Raw genomic sequence first — 23,768 nt, forward strand, 5'->3', positions numbered from 1 at the left:
GCCAGGAGAAGGAGACACGCATGCCCAATCGATCCAGCGGCGCCGCCCTCGCCGCGTCACCCGCCGCCTCGCGCACGGTCGGCCGCGTCCGTTATGCGGTCCTCGCGCTGATTTTCGCGGTCACCGTCATCAACTATGCGGATCGCGCGACGATGTCGATCGCCGGCACCGGCGTCGCGCACGACCTCGGGCTGACGCCCGTGCAGCTCGGCATCGTCTTTTCCGCGTTCGCGTGGGCCTATGCGATCGGGCAGATTCCGGGCGGCTGGCTGCTCGACCGCTTCGGCGCACGGCGCGTGTACGGCCTGAGCCTGCTGCTGTGGTCGGTCTTCACGATGCTGCAAGGCACGGTCGGCTGGCTCGCGGTGCAAGGCGCATCCGCCACGCTCGCGCTGTTCGTCATGCGCTTCATGCTCGGCCTCGTCGAATCGCCGGCGTTCCCGGCCAATTCGAGAATCGTCGCGTGCTGGTTCCCGACCGCCGAACGCGGCACCGCGTCGGCCCTGTTCAATTCCGCGCAGTACATGGCCGTCGTGCTGTTCACGCCCGCGATGGCGTGGCTCACGCATGCGCTCGGCTGGGAGCACGTGTTCCTGTGGATGGGGCTGCTCGGCATCGCGCTCGCCGCGCTGTGGTTCGCGTGGTATCGCGAGCCACATGGCCACCCGCGCGTGAGCGACGCGGAACGCGACTACCTGCGCGCGCACGGCGCGCTCGTCGATCTCGAAGCGAACCGCGTGCGCCAACAGCCACGCGTGTCGTGGCACGACGTGTCGCAACTGTTCCGCCACCGGAACCTGTGGGCGATCTACGTCGGCCAGTACTGCATCACGGCGCTCACCTACTTCTTCATCACGTGGTTCCCGATCTACCTGATCAAGGGGCGCGGGATGACGATCATGGAGGCCGGCTGGGTCGCCGCGCTGCCGGCGATCTGCGGCTTCACGGGCGGCGTGCTCGGCGGCGTGCTGTCGGACTGGCTGATCCGGCGCGGCATGCATCCGTCGAAGGCGCGCAAGACGCCGTTCGTCGTGGGGATGGCGATGGCGACGCTGCTCGTGCTTGCGAACGGCGCATCGTCGAATGCGGTCGTGATCGCGCTGATGACGATCGCGTTCTTCGGCAAGGGGCTCGCGGCGGTCGGCTGGGCCGTGCTCGCCGACACCGCGCCGGAAGGCATGGTCGGGCTGAGCGGCGGCGTGTTCAATGGCCTCGGCAACATCGCCGGGATCGTCACGCCGCTCGTGATCGGCTATTTCGTCGCCAGCACCGGCTCGTTCGCCGGCGCATTGTGGTTCGTCGCCGCGCACGGGCTGCTCGGCATTGCCGCCTACGCGTGGCTCGCGGGACGCTTCGAGCGGATTCGCATCGCGCCGCGCGCATGAACCGCGCCGCGGCCCGTGCGGTTCGCGCGGCGCACGCCCGCGCCGATCGTCACGCGCGCTTGCGGCCGCCCGGCGTCAGTTCGGTCGTCAGCCGGTCGAGTTCGCGCAGGTCGTTCTCCAGCGCGGGCGTGAGCGTCGTGCGCAGGTGGTCGAGGAACGTGCGGATCTTCGCGTCGAGATAGCGGCGCGTCGCGTAGACGGCATACACGCTCACCGTCTGCAGCCGGTACTCGGGCAGCACGCGGATCAGCCGCCCTTCGCGGATGTCGTCGAGCACCGTATACAGCGCGACGCACGCGATCCCGCGCCCGGCGCGCACCGCGACGCACAGCGCGTCCGGCACGTTGACCTGGAACGGCGCGGGCTGCAGTTCGTAGACGGCCTCCTCGCCATCGCTGCGCTCGAGCCGCCATTCGCCGGCCGGCGACGCCGGCGTATCGAGGCGCAGGCACACGTGGTTCGGCAATTCGTCGGGCGACTGCGGCGTGCCGTGGCGCGCCAGGTATTCGCGCGACGCGACGAGCACGCTGCAGCTCGTGCCGCAGGTTTGCGCGACATAGCCCGAATCGGGCAGCTGCGACGCCGTCACGATCGATACGTCATAGCCCTCCTCGACGAGATTCGGCATCCGCTGCGCGAGCGTCAGTTCGACCGACACGTCGGGGTTGTCCTCCTGGTAGCGCACGATCGACGACACGACATGACTCTGCCCGAGCCCTGTCATCGCATGGATGCGCATCTTGCCGCTCGGTCGCAGCAATGCGTTGCGCGCCTCCGCGTTCGCGTAGTCGATTTCCGCGAGGATCGATTTCGCGCGCTCGAAATAGCGTTCGCCGCTTTCGGTGAGGCCGAGGTGGCGCGTCGTGCGATGCAGCAGCCGCGTCTGTACGTGCGCTTCGAGGTTCGATACCGCGCGCGACACCTGCGCAGTGGTCGCGTCGATTTCCTTCGCGACCGCAGTAAAACTGCCGGATTCGACAACGCGCACGAACAGGCGCATGTTTTCGAGCATGTCCATTGAATTGGCTTGGGGGAGTCAGTGGGGAGGCGTCGGCAGCGCTCGCGTCAGGTGGGAAACGGAACGCAGCCGCGAACCACGTCGAATCGATCACCGTGCCGGGAGAAAGGCGGGAGAGCGGGCATCGCGGACGGGGTTCTGGCATGACGGGGGATTCAGTGGCCCGAATTGTACGCCGCTGCAGACAAATTTGCGCGGATCTGCGGCCCGCAAACTCCCATCTGATGAAAGGTTCTTGCAAGCAACGCGCGTCGCGCACGTGCAACGGCCTGATGCAGCGCGACAATTTGTATCACAACACGATATAATTCGCCGCTTGTCGCTGCGCGCCTCCGCGCCGTCACTTTTACCGCTTACCGTCCATGTCGTCAGGCTCCCCTTCGTCGCGCCGCGCGTTGCGGCAATGGCTGCACAGCTTCATTCCTCATCCGATGTCGCTGGGCTGGCGCGAGCGCCTGCGCTCGTGCACGGGCGCGCTCGTCGGCATCGCGACGGTCGGCGTGACGATGCGGCTGCTGCCCGGCGTGCCGGGCCTCGTGCCGCTGCTCGTCGCGCCGATGGGCGCGTCGGCCGTGCTGCTGTTCGCGGTGCCGGCGAGCCCGCTTGCGCAACCGTGGTCGATCATCGGCGGCAATCTCGTCGCGGCGACGGTCGGTGTCGCGTGCGCCCAATGGATCGCCGATCCGGTCACGGCCGCCGCGGTCGCGATCGCGTGCGCGATCGGCGGCATGTTCGTGCTGCGCTGCGTGCACCCGCCGTCGGGCGCCGTCGCGCTCACGGCCGTGGTCGGCGGCCCCGCGATCCATTCGCTCGGGTTCAGCTTCGTGCTGGAGCCGATCGCGCTGCAATCGGCCATCCTGCTGTCGGCCGCGCTCGCCTATCACGCGCTGACCGGGCACCGCTACCCGCACGGCGGCGTGCGTCCCGAAGCGAAACCGCAGGCAGGCGGCGCCGCACCGGCGCGCGGCGGCTTCACGCGCGGCGACCTCGATGCGGTGCTGAAGCGCCGCGGCGAATGGCTCGACGTCGATCCGGACGATCTCGAAGCGCTGCTGCGCGAAACCGAGATGCAGGCCTATACGCGCACCTTCGGCCAGCTGTCGTGCGCCGACCTGATGACGAAGAACGCGATCGAAGTCGCGCCGTCGACGTCGGTGACGGCCGCGCTCACGCTGCTCGACCGCCACCGCGTGAAGGCGCTGCCGGTCGTCGACGGCGAAGGCCGCCTGACCGGCATCGTCACGCGCGCCGACCTCACGCGCCCGCTGCGCCGCCCGACCCCGCTGTGGCAACGCCTGTCGGCGCGGCTGCCGCAATCGTTCGGCGGCCAGCCGGCGAGCGTCGCCACCGTGATGACGCGCGACGTCGCGTGCGTGCCGGCGACGATGCCGATCACCGCGCTCGTCCCGCTGTTTACGCATTCGGGCCACCACCATATTCCGGTCGTCGATACATCGCGCCGGCTCGTCGGAATCATTACCCAGACGGATCTCGTCACGGGCCTTTATCGGCAGACGCAAATGCTCGAGGCCGCGTAGCGCATGCGGCGCATGTAACGCCATGTAACGGCCGGCGCAACGCGGAATGCCTTCCATTCGCCCCCATTCGGCCATTTATATCATGTTGTGATATATTAATCGCTACCGAAACTGACTGTCCGACCGCCCCGATGAACGATACCCGACGCGCGCTGGCGAAAAGCGATTTCCAGCAACTGTCCGAGTTCCGCTACCAGATGCGCCGCTTCGAGCGCTTCTCCGAACGCGCCGCGCAAAGCGAAGGCGTGACGCCGCTGCAATACCTGCTGCTGCTGCACATCAAGGGCTATCCGCATCGCGAATGGGCGACCATCGGCGAACTCGCGGAACGCCTGCAGGCGCAGCATCACGGCGTCGTCGCGCTGGTCACGCGCTGCGAAGCGCTCGGCCTCGTGAAGCGCAAGACGAGCGAAGCGGATCGCCGCCAGGTCGAGGTCCACCTCGAGCCAGCCGGCGAGACGCTGCTCGCGCGTCTCGCGGCCATGCATCGCGCCGAGCTGAGGTCGCTCAAGGACGCGTTCCAGGTTCCCCAGATCGATTACTGACCCCTGCTCTGTCCACTCCGATGAACGCACCACACAAACGCGATTTCGCGACCAACGACCGCCTGCCCAGGATCGCGTTGCTCGCCGCCGGGATCGGCCTGCTCAGCACGCTGGCCGCATTCGTGCTGTTGAGCCTGATCCACCTGTTCACGAACCTGTTCTTCTACCAGCAGTTCTCGTTCGCCGACCGATCGCCGGCGAACAGCACGCTGGGCGCATGGGTGATCGTCGTGCCGGTGATCGGCGGGTTGATCGTGGGGTTGATGGCGCGCTTTGGTTCGGAAAAGATCCGCGGCCACGGCATTCCCGAAGCGATCGAGGCGATCCTGTTCGGCAAGAGCCGCATGTCGCCGAAGGTCGCGATCCTCAAGCCGCTGTCGTCCGGCGTCGTGATCGGCAGCGGCGGCCCGTTCGGTGCGGAAGGCCCGATCATCATGACGGGCGGCGCGCTCGGCTCGCTGATCGCGCAGTGCGTGCACGTCACCGCCGCCGAGCGCAAGACGCTGCTCGTCGCCGGTGCGGCCGCCGGCATGACGGCCGTGTTCGGCACGCCGGTCGCCGCCGTGCTGCTCGCGGTCGAACTTCTGCTGTTCGAATGGCGCCCGCGCAGTTTCCTGCCGGTCGCGCTCGCCTGCGCGGTGGCCGGTTTCGCCCGCGCCGTGTTCTTCGGCGTCGATCCGCTGTTTCCGCTGACCACCGCCGCACCGACGCCCGTCGCGCTGCTGTCGTGCATCGTCGCGGGCCTGCTGTCGGGCATGCTCGCGTGCGGCCTGTCGGCGGCGCTGTATCGTGTGGAGGACACCTTCGCGAAGCTGCCGGTGCACTGGATGTGGTGGCCCGCGCTCGGCGCGGTCGTGATCGGCATCGGCGGCTGGCTCGAGCCGCGCGCGCTCGGTGTCGGCTATGACGTGATCGGCGACCTGCTGCATCAGCACATCGCATTGAAGATCGCGCTCGCGCTGCTGATCGTGAAGGCCGTGATGTGGGTGATCGCGCTCGGCTCGGGCACGTCGGGCGGCGTGCTCGCCCCGCTGCTGATGCTCGGCGCCGGCCTCGGCACCGTGCTGTCGCCGGTGCTGCCGGGCGGCGACCCGGCGCTGTGGCCGCTCGTGTGCATGGCCGCGACGCTCGGCGCCACGCTCGGTGCCCCGCTGACCGCGATCGTGTTCGCGTTCGGCCTCACGCACGACGCGAACGCACTGCTGCCGCTGCTCGCGGCGACGCTCGTCGCGCACGGCTTCGCGACCATCGTGATGAAGCGCTCGATCATGACGGAAAAGATCGCACGTCGCGGCTATCACATCTATCGCGAATACGGCGTCGATCCGCTCGAGCGGCATGACATCGGCGAAGTGATGACGTCGGCCGACCGGCTCGTCGCGATCGACGGCGCAGCGACGCTCGATGCCGTCGAGTCGCAGTACTTCGGCGCGAAGCAGACGCATCGTGCGTACCCGGTCGTGCAGAACGGCCGCCTGCTCGGTCTCGTCGATCGCGCGACGCTCGATGCGCAGCGCGTCCAGGCCGCGGCCGACACGCCGATCTCCGGTGCATTCGCCAACCGCGCGCCTGCTGTCGCGCAGGCGCATGAAACGTGCCGCGTCGTCGCGTCGCGACTCGCGATGCTCGGCCTCGAACGCCTGCCGGTTGTCGACGACGAGCAATCGATGCATATCACGGGCATCGTGTCGCGCAGCGACCTGATCAAGCCCGCACTCCAGCACTTCGACGACGAACAGAAGCGCGAACGCTTCCGCCCGATCGTCCCGGCCAACCTGCGCGACATCGGCACGCGCAAGGCCAGCTGACCCACTGCACCGCACTGCGCCGCGCCCTCGCCGCGTACGCTCCGCTCGCCTCACCGCTTGCGCTCGCGATGCAGCACGCGTCTCGCGTGCCGCATCGCATTCCGCCGCTTCCCGTGTTTAAAGTTGGTTAACAATTCGACTGGCGAAAGTTTGTCATCATGGTGCTCATGCGACGGGGCCATCCATCTAGCCATTCCACTTCGCGATCCAATAAAGAGTCACGGCACGGCATGCAGACACATGCCATTCGCCGCGACCGTCACGTCACCACACGACCGGGCAGCGCGCCGACCACGCAGCGCATGACGTCGTGCCGCACACGATGCATGCTGTGCCGCAGCAAAGTGCAGAGCATCGGAGCCGCCATTTGGCAAGCGCGTTAACATCTTGTTTCGGAATAGCCGGAACCGTGCTCGCCCGATGCGATCTCACTGTTACGCAGTCCTGCTGCGCATCCCACTCAATCAATCACGACTCGAGGGAGATAACGTGAACGCGAAATACTTACCGCTCATCGCATTGACCGTGGCATTTTCTGCTCACGCAGCCGATTCTGCCCTGCAAAACGTGGGACAAAGCCAGAAACCCGCCGACCAGGTCGCGCAGTGCATCGCCAAGACCTGGGCCGACAAGTCACAGCAACAAGTGACGTCGCAGTATGAACTCGCGAACGGCCTCGCCATGGCCGTGTATGCGCCGGGCCAGCAGCCGCCGAATGGCGCCGCGGCCGTCGTGCGCCCGGCCAACGCCGCCAATGCGAAGACCTGGGTGGGTTTCCGCGGTGGCGATGCGTCGTCGGCCGGCGACATCAACGCCTGCCTGTAACGAGAACAGGCGCTTCGGATGGCCCTGGCGCCATCCGCTTGCGACAAGCCCCGCTTCGGCGGGGCTTTTCTTTTGCTGCGCGGCGGCGTGTTACAGGTAGCTGCAGACGTAATCGAGCGTCTCGAGCACTTCGATGTCGAAGCGGCTCTTGCCCGGCACCGAGAACGATTCGCCCGCGCCGTAGGTCTGCCATTCGCTGCTGCCGTCGAGCTTCACGCGGCACTTGCCGGCCTGCACTTCCATCAATTCGGGGGCGTCCGTGCCGAAGTTGAGCGCGCACGGCAGGATCACGCCGAGCGTCTTGCGCGTGCCGTCCGGGAAGAGCACGGTATGCGACACGCACTTGCCGTCGAAATAGACGTTCGCGCGCTTGACGACCGATACGTTGTCGAATTGGGTTGCACTGGTCATGAAATGCCTCTGATTGCTGGATGCCGGATGGCGATGTTGTTGGAGGCCGGCCGGAGCGGCGGGCCGGCCGCTATAATACCGGCTCGCGCGGCATGCGCAGGAACGGCATGCCCACTACGCAAGCCTCGTGCCCGTCAAACGATGGCAATGCCGCACGGATAATCATCAGGATGACGATGCATTGAAGATCGCCGACCGCGGGCACCGGCTCACCGCAACCCCTTGCGCCGCGCGGAATCACGCAGGCAGTCGAGCAGCATCGCCGCTGCCGGTGTCAGCGGGCTGTCGCGACGCGTGATGACCTGCACCGAGACGCCCGGCAGGCGCTCGCGGATCGGCAGCACCGCGAGCTGGTCGCGCGCCCATTCGGCCTGCAACAATTGCTCGGGCATCGACGCGATCAGGTCGCATTCCATCATCAGACTGCGCGCGAGCCCGAAGCTCGGGCACTCGACGACACGCGCCGGCACCGGCAGCCCGTAGGCGACGAACGAATTGAACAGCACCTGCGTCGAGCTTTCCGGCGACGGGTTCATCAGCCAGTCGGCTTCGACGAGCTCGGCGAGCGACGTGGCCGACGCGAGCGGATGCCCCTTGCGGGCGACGATCAGCGACCGGCTCGCATAGAGCTCCGCGTGATCGAATTCGGCCGCCAGCAGTTCGGGCACGACGACGGCCACCGCGAAATCGAGCGAACCGTCGTGCAGGCGCGGCAGCGCGACGCCCGGAAACCCCTCCATCAGGTTGACGCGCGCCACCGGGAAGCGCCGCCGGAATGCGCGAAATGCGTCGGGCAGGATCGTCACCGCGGCGGCCGGCGTGATGGCCGCCGCGACGGAGCCCGTCATCGCGCCCTGCGCCTGCTCGATGTCGTCGCGGGCGCGCTGCATTTCGGCGACGATCAGCCGCGCGCGCACCTGCAACTGCTGGCCGAACGCGGTGAGCTGCACGCCGCGCGCGGTGCGCACGACGAGCGACACGCCGAGCGCGATCTCCAGCTCCTTGACCGCCTTCGTCAGCGCCGCCGGCGACACGTTCAGGCGCCGCGCGGCCGCGCGAATGCTCCCCTCTTCCGCGACGGTGACGAACGCTTTCAGCTGATGGTATTTCATGGCGGCGACGCGTGATCCGTGGAAACCCCGTGCTGCGCGGCACACGCCGGCTCAGGGTATTCCCGAGCGGCAACCGGTGGTGAGCACCAAAGCAATTTATCAGCTTCTGGTACACAAAAGAAATTTATATGCTTGCTCGTCATATGTGCGTCAAACGCCCATCTGCCCCACAGGAGATACCATGCTGCAAGCCGTGAACCCCGTCATCCCCGGTATCGCCGCGATCGCACCCGAGCTGGTCGAAGTGCGCCGCCGCATCCACGCTCATCCCGAGCTCGCGTTCGAGGAAACGCTCACGAGCGATCTCGTCGCCGAGCTGCTCGCCGGCTGGGGTTATGAAGTGCATCGCGGCATCGGCAAGACGGGTGTGGTCGGCGTGCTGCGCGAAGGGCAAGGCACGCGCACGGTCGGGTTGCGCGCCGACATGGACGCGCTGCCGCTCGCGGAAACCACGGGCCTGCCGTACGCGAGCCGCCACGCGAACAAGATGCATGCGTGCGGCCACGACGGCCACACGGCGATGCTGCTGTGCGCGGCGCGCCACCTCGCAGCCACGCGCCAGTTCTCCGGCACGCTGAACCTGATCTTCCAGCCGGCCGAGGAAAACTTCGGCGGCGCGAAGGCGATGATGGACGACGGCCTGTTCGACCGCTTCCCGTGCGACGCGATCTTCGCAATCCACAACATGCCAGGCCGCGCGGCCGGCGACATGGCCTTCCGCACCGGCGCCGCGATGGCGTCGGCCGATCGCGTGACGATCACGCTGCGCGGGGTCGGCGGCCACGGCGCGATGCCGCATTTCGCGCGCGATCCGATGTCGGCCGCGGGCAGCATCATGGTCGCGCTGCAGACGATCGTCGCACGCGAGGTCGATGCGCAGCATGCGGCCGTGATCACGGTCGGCAGCGTGCAGGCCGGCGAGACGTTCAACATCATTCCCGAAACCGTCACGATGAAGCTGTCGGTGCGCGCGCTGAACGCCGACGTGCGCGCGCTGCTCGCGCGCCGCATCGAAGCGCTCGCGAAAGGCCAGGCGGAAAGCTTCGGCGTCACGGCGGAAGTCGACTACGACTACGGCTACCCGGTACTCGTCAATCACGCGGAACCGACCGCGTTCGCGGCCGACATCGCGCGCCAGATGCTCGGCGCCGAACGCGTCGAAACCGACGCCGCGCCGTTGATGGGCAGCGAGGATTTCGCGTTCATGCTCGAAGCGCGCCCCGGCTGCTACGCGTTCATCGGCAACGGGATCGGCAGCAAGGGCGGCTGCATGGTGCACAACCCCGGCTACGACTTCAACGACGACATCCTCGCGATCGGCGCGAGCTACTGGGTTCGCATCGCCGAAGCCTGGCTCGCGGCCTGACGGCCCTTCACCCCATCGTTTCGCGCCCAACCGGGGAGCCCCACATGGAAACGTCCGCCCTTTCGTTCGCCGGCACGCCGGTCGATGCACGCGCCGCCGCGAAGAAACGCCGGCTGATCGCGGCCGCCGCCGTCGGCAACGCGCTCGAGTTCTACGACTTCACGGTCTACAGCTTCTTCGCCATCCTGATCGGCAAGCTGTTCTTTCCCGTGCACTCGCCGTTCGGGCAACTGATGCTCGCGGTGGCGAGCTTCGGCGTCGGCTTCGTCACGCGTCCGCTCGGCGGGCTCGTGATCGGCATGTATGCCGACCGCGCCGGCCGCAAGAAGGCGATGATCCTCACGCTGCTGCTGATGGCGCTCGGCACCGCGACGATCGCGGTCGCGCCGACCTTCGCGCAGATCGGGCTCGCCGCACCGCTGCTGCTCGTGCTCGCGCGCCTGCTGCAGGGGTTCGCGTCGGGCGGCGAAGTCGGCGCGTCGACGACGCTGCTGCTCGAACAGGCACCGCAGCATCGTCGCGGCTTCTACGCGTCGTTCCAGTTCTCGAGCCAGGGGCTCGCGGCGCTCGCCGGCGCGCTGACCGGCGTCGCGCTGACGTCGACGCTGAATGCCGCGCAGCTCGAAAGCTGGGGCTGGCGCGTGCCGTTCATCATCGGCACGCTGTTCGTGCCGCTCGGCTACTGGCTGCGCCGCACCGTCGAGGAAGTGCCGGCCGCCGCGCCTGCCGCCGCGCACGACGAGCCGGTTGCATCGCTGCCGCTCGCCGACGTGCTGCGCCATCACGGCAAGGCCGTGTTCGCAGGCCTCGGCGTGACGATCGGCGGCACGTCGATCCACTACATCATCGTGTTCTACATGGCGATCTACGGCGTGCAGGTGCTGCACCTGCCGACGTGGCTGTCGATGACGGCCGGCTGCGTCGCGGGCGCGATCCTGATGCTCGTGACGCCGATCGGCGGCCACCTGTCCGACGTCTACGGGCGCAACCGGATCGTCTGGTGGACGCGTATCGTGCTGATGGCCGCGATCTACCCGGCATTCATCGCGCTGAACCGCTGGCCGGGCGCCGCATCGCTGCTGTCGATCATCGCCGCGCTGTCGATCGTGCATGCGATCAACATCGGCGCGACGGGCGCGATGCTTGGCGAGCTGTTCCCGCGTGCGGTGCGCGCCACCGGCGGCGCGCTCGTGTATAGCGTCGGCGTCGCGATCTTCGGCGGTTTCGCGCAATTCTTCGTCACGTGGCTGATCGCGGCGACCGGGAATCCGAATGCGCCCGCGTGGTATGCGATCGGCTGTGGCGCGATGACGCTGCTTGCTGTCCGTTGCATGGATGAAAAGGCCGGGAAGGCACTCGACTGACTGGTGGCCGATGCGCGATGCGCGATTGACGTGGCGCGCGCGCATCGTGCATGATCGCTCCATGCGCCACATCACGACCACCCTCTCGACCACGACGCGCACGACCGCCTTCGGCGGGCTCGTGCGGCGAGTGCGCGCAAGGTCGTAGCGCCATCCCTCACAGGCCCCGCCGGTTCCGGACGGGGTCTTGTCGTTTCTCCGTCCGTATCGGCCACTCAGGAGAAACGCAATGCCAGAAGTCTGTTCCCCGAAACGCGCACTGCTCGTCATCGACATGCAGGTCGGCCTGTTTCATGGCCCCGAGCGGCCATACGACGGCGAGCGCGTGCTCGCGAACATCAACCGGTTGATCGGTCGTGCGCATGAAGCCGGTGCGCCGGTGTTCGCCGTGCGTCACACCGGGCCTGTCGGTTCGCCGATTGCGCCCGGTTCCCCGCTGATCGCGCTGGTGCCGGAACTCGAGATCGATATGAAGCGTGACATCGTGTTCGACAAGGCACTGTCGAACTGCTTCGCCGGTACGCGGCTCGCCGAATGGCTGCGCGAGGCCGGCATCGGCGAGATCGTCATCGCGGGAATGAAGACGCAGTACTGCGTCGATACGGCCTGCCGTGCGGCCGCCGATCATGGCTTTCGTGCGGTGCTCGTGACCGATGCGCACACCTGCATGGACACGCCGGAGCTGCCGTCCGAGCGGATCGTCGCGCATCACAACACGACGCTTGGTGGGCCGTTCGCGACGCTGACGACGACCGACGCGTGCGCGTTCTGATCGACACCGTTCACACACTCTAAACACAACAACGCACGGGCAGCCACCGCCCGTGCGTTGCGTACCGGTCGCGTAACCGCCTGCTCAGAACGTATGCATCATCCCCACATACGCCCCCGTCTGCGACTCGCCCGTCATCGGACTCGTCCCGGACGTCGCATCGCGCGGCGTCGCGAGCAGCGAGAAATTCGAGTTGCCGCCGTTTCGCACACAAGCGACCGTGCCATAAAGGAACGTGCGCTTCGACAGGTTGTACGTCGTGCCGAGCACATACATCATCGCGTGCCCCGACGGATCGTGCGACGCATCGCCACCGCCATCTCCCACCTTCACGTAGTAACCGCCGCCGGTCACGGCCCACTGCGGCGTCGCGGTGTAAGTCGCGCCGAGCCAGTAGTGATCGGCGCGGTCGGCTACGCCGGCCGGGCTATCCGGCGCCTGGTAGTGCGTATACGCACCCTGGATCTTGAACTTCGACACCTTCACGTTCGCGCCGACGAAATACTCGCGCGACGCGGTGAAGATGTTGCTGAACTTGCCGTTGTTGTCGCGCAGTTCGTCGTAGATGCCGCGCACGTCGAGCAACGGCGAGTGGTACGAGATCATGATCCCGTCCGAGCGGCCGAAATCGTCGGCCGCACCGTAGTTGAAGCCGCGCGACTGGTTGCCGAACGCGTATTGCGCCTGCACGTCGAAGCCGCCGATCACCGGGCTGTGATATTCGATGTTGTTGCTGGTCTGCTGCCAGTTGCGGCCGCGCACGAGCGAGGCCGACGAAAACGCCTGCTGCACGAACGGGTCGAATTCCCACACGCCGTCGCTGTCGATGAACAGGTTGCGGCCGGCCTGCAGCTGGCCCCACGTGTTGCTCTTCAGCCCGACGTACGCGCGCCGCGACCACATGCGGCCGCCGCCCGTCTGGCCGTTCATCACCTGGAACGCGGTTTCGAGGTTGAAGACCGTCGACAGCCCGCCGCCGAGATCCTCGATGCCCTTCAGCCCGAACATGCTGGTGCCCCAGTCGCCGCTTTCGGCGCTCCAGCGGGTCCCGCTGCCGCCATTCGGCTTCGCGATGTGGTTCAGGTATTCGATGCCGCCGTCGACGCGGCCATACAGCGTCACGCTCGTCTGTGCAAATGCGGCCGCCGGTGTGGCAGCCGCGATCAGCCATGCGAAATGTTTGAGTCGCAAAATGATGCCCCCTCGGAGTCTCGACCTTCCAGCACGCGCCCCATGCGCGCGCCCCGGGTCCGTTTATCCGCGATCGATCGAAAAGCGACCGGGGCCCGCCGCGCAAAGCGCGAGCAGGCCGCCGGCGATCGCGATGTTCTTGTAGAAATGAATCATGTTGTTGATCTGCTCACCGCCCGTCATCGTCCAGTAGTGGTGGCCGATGATGCCGGTGCCGATCGTATAGAGTGCCAGCAGCAGCGCGAGCGCCCGCGTCTGGAAACCGACCAGGATCGCGATCCCGACGAACAGCTCCATCACGACGGAAATCGCGGCGGAGATGATCGGCGCGGGCGCGCCTTCGGAACCCATGAACGCGATGGTCCCGGGGAAGTCGACGATCTTCTTCCAGCCGAACATGACGAACAGGATCACGAGCAGGATCCGGGCAAGCAGCAGCAGCACATCGCGCTGGGACGCGAGAAACGGTTGATTCGGTGTCATGGTGTCGATCAACGAAAGCGATGCGCACGGCGAAAACACGCCCGGCGCACCGGATTGCGAATGAACCAGGACGGGCGGCCGCCTGCGCCGCCCGCCCCGCTCTGCAACAACCGGCATCGGGCAACAACCCGATGTGCTGTGCTCCTCCTCTTGTCAGTTATCGCCCTGCTTCGTCGCGCGCCGCCTCAACGCAGCTTCGCGACGTCCTGCTCGGTCACCTTCGCGGCCGGATTGCCGAACTGCCCGGTCAGGTAGTTGGTCAGCGCGGCGATCTGCGCATCCGACAGCTCGTGGCGGAACGCCGGCATCCCGACGTCCTCGCTGCCGGCCTTGCGCTGCACGCCGTTCAGGATCACCTGCACGAGGTTGGTCGGATTCGATGCGCCGACCGTCGAGTTGTGGAACAGCGGCGGGTAATAGCCGTCCGGCGTGCCCTTGCCCTGCATCTGGTGACAGGTCGCGCAGTTGCCGAGATAGAGGCGGGCCGGATCGATGCCCGACGGCGCGATCGCGACGCCGCGCAGCGTCAGGCCGTCCTCGGCCGGCTTGCCCCACGACGCGCGCGACTGCTTCGCATCGCCGCTGGCGACGGCCGGCACCGTGCGAATGTACGTCGAGATCGCGCCGATGTCGGCTTCCGTCATCTTCGAGAAGCTGTGCTCGATCGCCTCGGCCATCGGGCCGGCCGCCTGCGCGAGGCCCGGCACGCTGCCGGTGCGCAGGTACTGGACCAGTTGCTGCTGCGTCCAGCCGCCGATCCCCGCATTGGCGTCGGACGTAATGTTGTAGCCGTCCCAGCCCGCGAGCACCGAGCCCGACAGGAAGCTGCCGCCCGTTTCGTCGAGCGACTTCTCCTGCATCGCGATGCCGCGCGGCGTGTGGCACGTGCTGCAGTGCGCAAGCCCCTGGACCAGATACGCGCCTCGGTTCCACTCGGCGCTCTGCGCCGGCTTCGGCTGGTAGACACCGTCCTTCAGGAACAGCCAGTTCCAGATCTTCAGCGGCCAGCGCATGCTCAGCAGCGCGGGGATCTCGTTCTTCGGCGGCGCCTGCTTGACCGGCTCGACGCCGTGCATGAAGTACGCGTACAGCGCCTGCACGTCGTCGTCGTTGATCTTCGCGTACGACACGTACGGCATCGCCGGATACAGGTTGTCGCCGTTCTTCGACACCCCGTGGCGCACCGCGCGTTCGAAATCCTCGGCCGACCAGTTGCCGATGCCCGTCTCGGGATCGGGCGTGATGTTGCTCGTGTAGATCTTGCCGAGCATCGGGACCGGCATGCCGAGACCGCCCGCGAACGGCTTGCCGCCCTTCGCGGTGTGGCACGCCATGCAGTCGCCCGCGACAGCGAGATATTCGCCGCGCTTGACCAGCGCCGGATCGGCCGCATCGGCCGCGCGTACGAGACCCGGCAGCGCGAGGCAGCCGGCGAGGAGGAAGGTGAGAGTAGATTTCCGCACGGTCAGACTTCCTTCTTCAGCGTGTCCGACATCCGCAGCGCAAGCGCCGCGATCGTCAGCGTCACGTTCACCGTACCGACGGTCGGCATCGTCGAGCTGCTCGAGATGAACAGGTTCGGATGGTCGAACGTGCGGCAGTCCTTGTCGACGACCGAGTCGCGTGCGTCCGCGCCCATGATCGTCGCGCCCGTGATGTGGTTGTTCGGCGCGAACTCGTCGTTGAAGACGACTTCGGTGCCGCCCAGCACCTTCGCGGCCGTCGCGTAGACCTCGCGCGTGTGCACGGCGCCGCGCTTCACGTAGTCGTCGATCGCATACGTGATCTCGGGGCGCGGGATGCCGACCGCGTCGGTGGCCGTCTTGCTCGGCACGATGCGGTTCTCGGGTTGCGGCAGGATTTCGTGGAAGCAGTCGAACTGCACGTAGCGCGCGGAACGGTCGCGGATCTGCGCGTCGAGCTCGTCGGGCTTCATCAGCTTGCCGGCCTTGAAGATCTTCTGCGTTTCCTGGTTGATGCGCGACATGTTCGACAGGTGGATCTTCTTCGCGGCTTCGGTCGCGCGGAACGGGCCGTCGCGGAAACCGATCAGCGACGTCATCTCCTGCGGGCCGCGGCCCGGCCACAGCTTCTCGTTCGCGTAGAACGACACGCCGGTGCCCGGATGGTCCATCAGGTTGCGGCCGACCATGTCCGAGCTGTTCGCGACACCGTTCGGGAAATCGCGGTTCGCGGACATCAGCAGGATCTTCGGCGTCTCGATGCCGTTCGCGGCGATCACGAAGTACTTGCCTTCGACGCGATGGTCGGCGCCCGTCTTGTCCTTGTAGACCGCGGCGGTGATGCGCTTGTCCGGCCCGGTCTCGAGCTTGTAGACGACCGCGCTGTCGATCAGCTTCGCGCCGGCCTGCTCGGCCTTCTCGACGTGCACGATGCCGTTGTACATCGCGCCGATCGGGCAGATCGGCATGCAGTTGTTGTTCCCGCAACAAGTCGGCCGGCCGTCGTACGGGCGGCTGTTGCGCGCGACCGGCTCGGTCACCACGTGGAACTTCGGGTCATAGCCGTTGAGCGCGCTCTTGATCGTCTGCTCGTTGAACGACAACGGCAGCGGCGGCATCGGGTACGGCTGCTTGCGCGGCGAGTACAGGTCTTCCTCGGGGCCCGGGCCCCACACGCCGAGTTCCTCTTCGGCGCGCTGGTAGTAATGCTCGATGTCGTCGTACTGGATCGGCCAGTCACGGCCGACGCCGTACACGGTCTTCATCTTGAAGTCGTTCGGGATGAAGCGCCACGCCGACGCGGCCCAGTGCCACGTCGTGCCGCCTACCGCGCGGATGTACTGCGAGTTGAACTTGTGCTCGCCCTTCAGGATCAGGTAGTCGTTCGGCGGGCCGTATTCCGGATGCGGCGCCCACGCGCTCGACGGGTACGGCGCCATGAAGTCGGTCTTGTCGACCTGGTTGCGGAAGCGCTCGACGATTTCCCAGCGCGGCATGCGCGGGCCGGCTTCCAGCAGGATCACGGACTTGCCCGCCATCGCGAGCTGGTGCGCGACGATCGCGCCTGCGACACCCGACCCGACGACGACGACGTCGGCCTTTTGCGTATCGGTATCGGCCATCAGGCTTGCCTCTCGATCGGTTTTTCGGCCCAGAAGCCGGGTTTGTTGGGGCAATACGACGGGATCACGAGCGTATCGGATACGACGCTGAACATTAATGCTTCTTCGTAGGTAATCACGACGTTATCGACGATGCCGAGATACCACGCTTCAAGAATCTTCAGCGCGAGTGCTTCCTGGTCGGGATTCAGCGAACCGGACGCGAGTGCGCCGGCGAGTTGCGACAGGCTGTCGGCCGTCTTGAACGAGCCCTTCTGCAACGCCTGCAGGAAGCGCTGGCCGAGCACGCGGCTCAACCCCTTCTTGCCTGTCACTGCTTCGGAGAGCGTCATGAACGTATCGAGCGGCGCGGTGCCGGGATCGTCGGCCAGGGCCCGCAACGCCAGCGAGCCCGTGAGGCCCGCCGCCGTCAGCGCCAGTGCGCCCTGCAGCCATTGACGCCGTGTGATGCCTGTTACGGCTGCGTCGCCCGAGCGACGCGAGTGGGGAGTGTTGTCGTTGTGCATGTTTCCTTCTCTCGAACACCGGATTCGGGAAAACCACGCTTGATATTTCTCAAACATTGGCGCGGACCTGAAATGTACGCGCACAAATCGGATCGAACAATCTTTTTATAGTCCATTAAATGTTCCGCAATCCGAGACAATCGACATTTCGCTGCATTTTTGTGTCGTTGATGCGACAGATCTGCGGCACGCATGCCAGTGTCGCACGCCGACGACACACTGTGCAGTGCGATGCGCGCGCAGGTCGGTCGGTTAGAATCCCGTGCAATCAAACAGAAAGCTTCCCTCCAAGGGCAACGAGCGATGAAGCAGCACGACAAACAGAACAAAGCAAAACGAACCAACCACACCACCCGGCTGCTCTGGCGCATCGGCGCCGTCGCGGCGCTCGGCGGCGCCACGGCGCTGTCGCTGCATGCGGGCGCGGCGCGCACGGTGAGCGTGTCGCCGCAAGGCACCGTCACCGAGGTCCGGCAGACCGTCGTCAAGTTCGACGAACCGATGGTCGCGTTCGGCTCGGCCTCCGCGCCGAATCCCGCACGTGTGACCTGCAACGATTCCACGGCCGCGCGCGGCCAGGGCCATTGGCTCGACGACAAGACCTGGGTTTACGATTTCGAAAACGACCTGCCGCCCGGCGTGCGCTGCTCGGTCGCGCTCAACGACACGTTGCGCTCGGTCGCCGGCAACGCGGCCAGCGGCCCGCGCCGCTTCACGTTCCAGACGGGCGGCCCGTTCCCGGTGAACGTCCGCCCCGGCTCGCGCGAGATCGAGGAGCGGCAGATGTTCGTGCTGAAGCTGAACGGCCCGGCCGAACCGCGCTCGGCGCTCGCGAACATCTGGTGCGAAGCGGCCGGCATCGGCAACCGCATTCCCGTCACGGCCGCCGACGACGATGCGCGCAACGCGCTGCTCGATCACTTCGGCCTGAAGAAGGATGCCGCGCGCGTGCTGACGCTGTCGTGCGCCCAGGCACTGCCGGCGAGCGCGAAGATGCAGCTCGTGTACGGCAAGGGCGTCACGAGCCCGAGCGGCATTCCGAACGAAACGGAGCGCCGCTTCGATTTCACCGTGCGGGCCCCGTTCGCCGCGAGCTTCTCGTGCGAACGCGAGAACGCGAAGGCGCCCTGCACGCCGCTGCGCCCGCTCACGCTGTCGTTCAACGCGCCGATCTCGCGCAAGAACGCCGAGGCGATCAAGCTGCGCGGCCCTGACGGAACGCTCGCGCCGACCTTCGCGGCCGACGACAAGAGCGAGGAAGTCACCACCGTCACGTTCAATCCGCCGCTGCCCGAACAGGCCGGCCTGACGATCGAACTGCCGTCTGGCCTGCGCGACGTGACCGACCGACCGCTGTCGAACGCCGACCTGTTCCCGCTCGCGACGCGCACCGCGCCGATGCCGCCGCTCGCGAAATTCTCGTCGGGCACCTTCGGGATCGTCGAGCGTTTCGCCGAACCCGATTCGCCCGCGCTCGTGCCCGTCACGCTGCGCAACGTCGAGGCCGACCTGCATATCGACGGCCTCAACACCCAGGGCGCGCAGTTCTCGAACCTGAAGGTCGACGACGACACCGCGATCCGCCAGTGGATGCGCACCGTCGACCGCTTCGACAACTGGTCGATGACGGCCGGCTCGATCGACCGCCAGATTCCCGGCCTGCTCGAACGCAAGGGCCAGCATCCCGTGTACGTGCCGCGCGAAGCCGGCGAAAAGGCGCCCGCGCCGAAGGATCGCCGCATCGACGTGCGCTCGCTGACACTGCTCAAGGGCCAGCCCGGCGTGCAGGCGCTGACGCTGCCGAAGGCGGACCCGAAGGCGCTGCGCCCGTTCGAGGTCGTCGGCGTGCCGATCGACAAGCCCGGCTTCTACGTGCTCGAACTCGCGTCGCCCGCGCTCGGCCGCTCGCTGCTCGCGAAGCCGTCGAGCATGTACGTGCGCACCACGGTGCTCGTCACCAACCTCGGCGTGCACCTGAAACAGGGCCGCGAAAACAACCTCGTGTGGGTCACGACGCTCGACAAGGGCAAGCCCGTGCCGAACGCGCAGATCCGCGTGTCGGACTGCAACGGCGACGAGATCGCGTCCGGCAAGACCGATGCGCAGGGCCTGCTGAAGATCGACGGCGCGTTCGAATCGAAGCGCGCCTGCAGCTCGTCCGACTCGGAACAACGCTTCGACGACTACTTCGTGTCGGCCCGCGTGAACGATCCGAAGACGGGTCCCGACATGGCGTTCGTCAGCTCCGGCTGGAACCGCGGAATCGAATCGTGGCGCTTCAACGTGCCGACCGACACGGACAGTGCACGCACCGTGCGCGCGCATACGGTCTTCGACCGCACGCTGCTGCGCGCCGGCGAAACCGTGTCGATGAAGCATTTCATCCGTGCCGAGACGCTGCAGAGCCTCGCGTTCCCGTCGCAATACCCGACGCGCGTGACGATCCGCCATCTCGGCACGGGCCAGACCTACAAGCTGCCGCTCACGTGGGCCGCCGATCACAGCGCGGACACGCAGTTCACGCTGCCGGCCGCCGCGAAGCTCGGCGAATACAGCGTCGAACTCGAAGGCGGCCCGGAAGACGCGCCGACCGCCACCTATTACAGCGGCAGCTTCCGCGTCGAGGCGTTCCGCCTGCCGGTGCTGAAGGGGTCGATCGGCGCGCGCGACGCGCAGAAGAGCCCGCTCGTCGCCGTGAAGGAAGCGCCGCTCGCGGTGCAGATCGACTACGTGTCGGGCGGCGGCGCATCGAACCTGCCGGTGCAGGTATCGGCGCTGATGAAGTGGGCGTCGCCGCCGTTCGCCGATCGCTTCGAGGATTTCAGCTTCACGCCGTATCGCCCCGAAGCGAGCGACGGCAATGCCGACGACGATTCGCAGGACGGCGACAACGCATCGACGTCGAACAACGATCCCGACGCGACGAAGCTGATCGCCGACAAGCTGCCGCTGACGCTCGACCGCAACGGCGCGGGCTCGGTCACGCTGAAGGGCCTGCCCGACGTCGACGCACCGAAGCGCATCGCGCTCGAAGCGACGTTCGCCGACCCGAACGGCGAAGTGCAGACGATTCGCGGCGACACGATCCTGTGGCCGGCTGCGGTGGTGGCCGGCATCAAGGCGGGCCGCTGGGTATCGGTCGGCCAGCGCGTGCCCGTGCAGGCCCTGGCGGTCGACCTGCAAGGCAAGCCGCGCGCGTCGGTGCCGATCGAGATCAAGGGCATCGCGCGCATCACGACGTCGTCGCGCAAGCGGATGGTCGGCGGCTTCTATGCGTACGACAACAAGAGCGACACGCGTGACCTCGGCGTGCTGTGCTCGGGCAAGACCGACGACAAGGGCCGCATGGCGTGCGACGCGACGCTCGAACAGGCCGGCAACGTGCAGCTGATCGCGGTCGCCAAGGACGGCGACGGCCGCACGTCGAACGCGTCGACGTCGGTGTGGGTCACGCGCGAGGACGAGCTCTGGTTCGGCGGCGACAACACCGACCGGATCGACGTGATCCCCGAGAAAACCGCGTACGAACCGGGCGAAACCGCCCGCTTCCAGGTACGCATGCCGTTCCGCTACGCCACCGCGCTGGTCGCGGTCGAACGCGGCGGCGTGATGGAAACGCACATCGTCGAGCTGAACGGCAAGAATCCGACGGTCGACCTGAAGGTCGGCGAATCGTGGGGGCCGAACGTCTACGTGTCGGTGCTCGCGCTGCGCGGCCGGATTCGCGAAGTGCCGTGGTACTCGTTCTTCACGTGGGGCTGGAAGGCGCCGGTCGAATGGGCGCGCGCGTTCTGGCGCGAAGGCCGTCACTATGAAGCGCCGACCGCGTTCGTCGACCTGTCGAAGCCCGCGTTCCGCTACGGTCTCGGCGAAATCAAGGTCGGCACGGGCGTGCACCGACTCGGCGTGACCGTGACGACCGACGCGACCCGCTACACGGTGCGCAGCAAGGCGCAGGCGCACGTGAAGGTCACGCTGCCGAACGGCCAGCCCGCGCCGGCCGGCACGCAGATCGCGGTCGCGGCCGTCGATGAAGCCCTGCTCGAACTGATGCCGAACAACAGCTGGGACCTGCTCGACGCGATGCTGCGGCGACGCGCGTACGGCGTCGAGACATCCACGGCGCAGATGGAAATCGTCGGCCGCCGCCACTTCGGCCGCAAGGCCGTGCCCGCGGGCGGCGGTGGCGGCAGCGCGCCGACGCGCGAGCTGTTCGACACGCTGCTGCTGTGGAATCCGCGCGTGACGCTGGATGCCAATGGCAGCGCGACCGTCGAGGTGCCGCTGAACGACGCGCTCACGCGCTTCCGGATCGTCGCGATCGCGGCAGTCGGTCCCGACCGCTTCGGCACCGGCAGCACGTCGATCCGCAGCACGCAGGATCTGCAGCTGATTTCCGGCCTGCCGCCGCTCGTGCGCGAAGGCGACGCGTTCCGCGCGCAGGTCACGCTGCGCAACACGACCGACCGCGCGATGCAGGTCGTCGTGACGCCGCGCGTGACGGGCCTCGACGTCGCGCCGCAAACCGTCTCGCTCGCGGCCAACACGGCCACCGAGGTCGCGTGGACGATCACCGTGCCCGAGCAGGCGCTCGACGCGGCCGGTGCGCTGAACTGGCGCATCGAAGCGGCCGAGCAAGGCGGCAAGCGCGCGTCCGACGCGCTGGCGGTCGCGCAGAAGGTGGTGCCCGCGCTGCCGGTCACGGTCCAGCAGGCGACCCTCGCGCAAGTCGACGGCACGCTGACGGTGCCGATCGCCTCCCCGGCCGGCGCCGCGAACAACGCGCAAGGCCTGCCGCGCGGCGGCATCGCCGTGTCGCTGCAGTCGAAGCTCGCCGACGGGCTGCCCGGCGTGAAGCGCTGGTTCGAGCGCTATCCGTACCGCTGCCTCGAACAGCAGACCTCGCGCGCGATCGGCCTGCGCGACCCCGCGCAATGGCAGGCGCTGATCGCACGCATGCCCGTGTATCTCGACAGCGACGGGCTCGCGAGCTACTTCCCGCCGTCGTCCGATGATTCGCATGCCGGCAGCGCGACGCTGTCGTCGTACCTGCTCGTGGTGTCCGACGAGGCGAGCCGTCTCGACCCGCGCTTCGCGCTGCCGGAAGACCTGCGCACGCAGCTCGAGGCCGGGCTCGCGCGTTTCGTCGACGGCCGCCTCGAACGCAACCCGTGGGCGCCGCGCCAGGACCGCGACCTGCGCAAGCTGGCCGCGATCGAGGCGCTGTCGCGCTACGGCGCCGCGCAGGGCCGCATGCTCGGCTCGATCGAGATCGCGCCGAACCAGTGGCCGACTTCCGCGGTGATCGACTATCACGCGATCCTGACGCGCGTGAAGGACATCCCGCAACGCGACGAGAAACGCGCACAGGTCGAACAGATCCTGCGGGCACGCCTGACGTACCAGGGCACGCAGCTCGTGTTCTCGACCGCACGCGACGACGACCTGTGGTGGCTGATGACCAGCAACGAGACCAACGCGGCACGGCTCGCGCTGGAATTCGCCGGCGACCCGGCGTGGAAGGACGAGATGCCGCGCGTGACGGCCGGCCTGCTCGCGTTGCAGCGCCAGGGCGCATGGCAGACCACGACGTCGAACGCGCTCGGCCTGCTCGCGGTCGAGCGTTTCTCGCGCACCTACGAGAGCACGCCGGTGGCCGGCGCGACGAAGGTCGCGCTCGGCGGCGACGCGCGCACGATCTCGTGGTTGCAGGCATCGGCCCCCGCGTCCACGCCCGCCGACACGCCGGCGTCGGCCACCCCGGCCACCCGCGCCGCCGCGGCCCGCAGCGTGATGCTGCCGTGGCCGCGCGCATCGCAGGCGCCGGCCACGCTGTCCGTCACGCAGGACGGCACGGGCCGCCCTTGGGCCACGATCGAAAGCCTCGCGGCGGTGCCGCTGCGTTCGCCGTTCGCGGCCGGCTACCGGATCACGAAGACCGTCACGCCCGTGTCGCCCGCCGTCAAGGGCGTGCTGACGCGCGGCGACGTCGTGCGCGTGCATCTCGACATCGATGCGCAGAGCGACATGACGTGGGTCGTCGTCAACGATCCGGTTCCGGCCGGTTCGACGATCCTCGGTTCGGGCCTCGGCCGCGACTCCGAAGCCGCGACCCAGGGCGAGAAGACGCCGGACGGTGCGTGGCCGGCGTTCATCGAGCGCGACTTCGACGGCTACCGCGCGTACTACGACTATCTGCCGAAGGGCAAATTCTCGGTCGAGTACACGGTGCGGCTGAACAACGTCGGCACGTTCGGGCTGCCGCCGACGCGTGTCGAGGCGCTGTACGCGCCGTCCGTGTACGGCCTGTGGCCGAACCCGCCGATGACCGTGAAAGCGGCCGAAGCGGGCAAATAACG

General features: G+C 67.4%; 17 protein-coding genes. 9 read left to right on the top strand and 8 right to left on the bottom strand.

Annotation, left to right across the window (positions count from 1 at the left end; translation table 11 throughout):
• The first annotated feature begins 20 nt into the window (after positions 1 to 20).
• Positions 21 to 1,385, top strand: a complete 1,365-nt coding sequence (locus CFB39_RS26440; protein WP_089475053.1) for an MFS transporter — start codon at positions 21 to 23, stop codon at positions 1,383 to 1,385.
• 49 nt (positions 1,386 to 1,434) lie between these two features.
• Here the strand turns inward: CFB39_RS26440 and CFB39_RS26445 are convergent, their stop codons facing one another.
• Entirely contained in the window at positions 1,435 to 2,403 is a 969-nt protein-coding gene (locus CFB39_RS26445; protein WP_089427284.1) for a LysR family transcriptional regulator, read from the bottom strand.
• Positions 2,404 to 2,765: 362 nt separating this feature from the next.
• Between CFB39_RS26445 and CFB39_RS26450 the strand changes: the two genes are divergently transcribed.
• The 4 genes from CFB39_RS26450 (at position 2,766) to CFB39_RS26465 (ending at position 7,119) form a co-directional block, all read left to right on the top strand.
• Positions 2,766 to 3,941 (top strand): HPP family protein, encoded by a 1,176-nt coding sequence (locus tag CFB39_RS26450; RefSeq protein WP_089475054.1) that lies wholly within the window; start codon positions 2,766 to 2,768, stop codon positions 3,939 to 3,941.
• A gap of 131 nt (positions 3,942 to 4,072) precedes the next feature.
• Positions 4,073 to 4,486: a MarR family winged helix-turn-helix transcriptional regulator gene (locus CFB39_RS26455; protein ID WP_089427282.1), complete on the top strand. Its 414-nt coding sequence runs from the start codon at positions 4,073 to 4,075 to the stop codon at positions 4,484 to 4,486.
• Positions 4,487 to 4,506: 20 nt separating this feature from the next.
• Positions 4,507 to 6,294, top strand: coding sequence for a chloride channel protein (locus CFB39_RS26460; protein ID WP_089475055.1), 1,788 nt, complete (start codon positions 4,507 to 4,509; stop codon positions 6,292 to 6,294).
• A 489-nt stretch (positions 6,295 to 6,783) separates the two neighbouring features.
• The gene (locus tag CFB39_RS26465; RefSeq protein WP_021162025.1) at positions 6,784 to 7,119 is read left to right on the top strand and encodes a hypothetical protein; all 336 of its coding nucleotides are present in this window, start codon (positions 6,784 to 6,786) and stop codon (positions 7,117 to 7,119) included.
• A gap of 90 nt (positions 7,120 to 7,209) precedes the next feature.
• Here the strand turns inward: CFB39_RS26465 and CFB39_RS26470 are convergent, their stop codons facing one another.
• Both CFB39_RS26470 and CFB39_RS26475 read right to left on the bottom strand, forming a co-directional pair.
• On the bottom strand, positions 7,210 to 7,530 hold the full coding sequence (locus CFB39_RS26470; protein ID WP_006478890.1) for a pyrimidine/purine nucleoside phosphorylase: 321 nt from the start codon (positions 7,528 to 7,530) through the stop codon (positions 7,210 to 7,212).
• Positions 7,531 to 7,739: 209 nt separating this feature from the next.
• Positions 7,740 to 8,642 carry a LysR substrate-binding domain-containing protein gene (locus CFB39_RS26475; protein ID WP_089427280.1) on the bottom strand — a complete coding sequence of 301 codons (903 nt, stop codon included), beginning with the start codon at positions 8,640 to 8,642 and terminating at the stop codon, positions 7,740 to 7,742.
• A 181-nt stretch (positions 8,643 to 8,823) separates the two neighbouring features.
• Between CFB39_RS26475 and CFB39_RS26480 the strand changes: the two genes are divergently transcribed.
• The 3 genes from CFB39_RS26480 to CFB39_RS26490 all read left to right on the top strand — a co-directional run bounded on the left by CFB39_RS26480 (position 8,824) and on the right by CFB39_RS26490 (position 12,144).
• Positions 8,824 to 10,008 (top strand): M20 aminoacylase family protein, encoded by a 1,185-nt coding sequence (locus tag CFB39_RS26480; protein WP_089427279.1) that lies wholly within the window; start codon positions 8,824 to 8,826, stop codon positions 10,006 to 10,008.
• Between the two features lie 44 nt (positions 10,009 to 10,052).
• Positions 10,053 to 11,372 carry an MFS transporter gene (locus tag CFB39_RS26485; RefSeq protein WP_089432841.1) on the top strand — a complete coding sequence of 440 codons (1,320 nt, stop codon included), beginning with the start codon at positions 10,053 to 10,055 and terminating at the stop codon, positions 11,370 to 11,372.
• Positions 11,373 to 11,601: 229 nt separating this feature from the next.
• Entirely contained in the window at positions 11,602 to 12,144 is a 543-nt protein-coding gene (locus CFB39_RS26490; RefSeq protein ID WP_089475056.1) for a cysteine hydrolase family protein, read from the top strand.
• A gap of 84 nt (positions 12,145 to 12,228) precedes the next feature.
• Here CFB39_RS26490 and CFB39_RS26495 read toward each other — a convergent pair whose 3' ends face one another.
• The 5 genes from CFB39_RS26495 to CFB39_RS26515 all read right to left on the bottom strand — a co-directional run bounded on the left by CFB39_RS26495 (position 12,229) and on the right by CFB39_RS26515 (position 17,409).
• Positions 12,229 to 13,335, bottom strand: coding sequence for a porin (locus tag CFB39_RS26495; RefSeq protein ID WP_089475057.1), 1,107 nt, complete (start codon positions 13,333 to 13,335; stop codon positions 12,229 to 12,231).
• 63 nt (positions 13,336 to 13,398) lie between these two features.
• The gene (locus tag CFB39_RS26500) at positions 13,399 to 13,818 is read right to left on the bottom strand and encodes a DoxX family protein (protein ID WP_089429075.1); all 420 of its coding nucleotides are present in this window, start codon (positions 13,816 to 13,818) and stop codon (positions 13,399 to 13,401) included.
• Between the two features lie 185 nt (positions 13,819 to 14,003).
• Positions 14,004 to 15,281, bottom strand: a complete 1,278-nt coding sequence (locus CFB39_RS26505) for a cytochrome c (RefSeq protein ID WP_089475058.1) — start codon at positions 15,279 to 15,281, stop codon at positions 14,004 to 14,006.
• Between the two features lie 2 nt (positions 15,282 to 15,283).
• Positions 15,284 to 16,903 carry a GMC family oxidoreductase gene (locus CFB39_RS26510; RefSeq protein WP_089475059.1) on the bottom strand — a complete coding sequence of 540 codons (1,620 nt, stop codon included), beginning with the start codon at positions 16,901 to 16,903 and terminating at the stop codon, positions 15,284 to 15,286.
• On the bottom strand, positions 16,903 to 17,409 hold the full coding sequence (locus tag CFB39_RS26515) for a sugar dehydrogenase complex small subunit (protein ID WP_089442267.1): 507 nt from the start codon (positions 17,407 to 17,409) through the stop codon (positions 16,903 to 16,905). The genes CFB39_RS26510 and CFB39_RS26515 overlap by 1 nt, the downstream gene beginning before the upstream one ends.
• Positions 17,410 to 17,712: 303 nt before the next feature.
• Between CFB39_RS26515 and CFB39_RS26520 the strand changes: the two genes are divergently transcribed.
• Positions 17,713 to 23,766 (top strand): alpha-2-macroglobulin, encoded by a 6,054-nt coding sequence (locus CFB39_RS26520; protein WP_089475060.1) that lies wholly within the window; start codon positions 17,713 to 17,715, stop codon positions 23,764 to 23,766.
• Positions 23,767 to 23,768: the final 2 nt, after the last annotated feature.

The sequence above is a fragment of the Burkholderia sp. AU6039 genome (assembly GCF_002223365.1).
Lineage (GTDB): Bacteria > Pseudomonadota > Gammaproteobacteria > Burkholderiales > Burkholderiaceae > Burkholderia.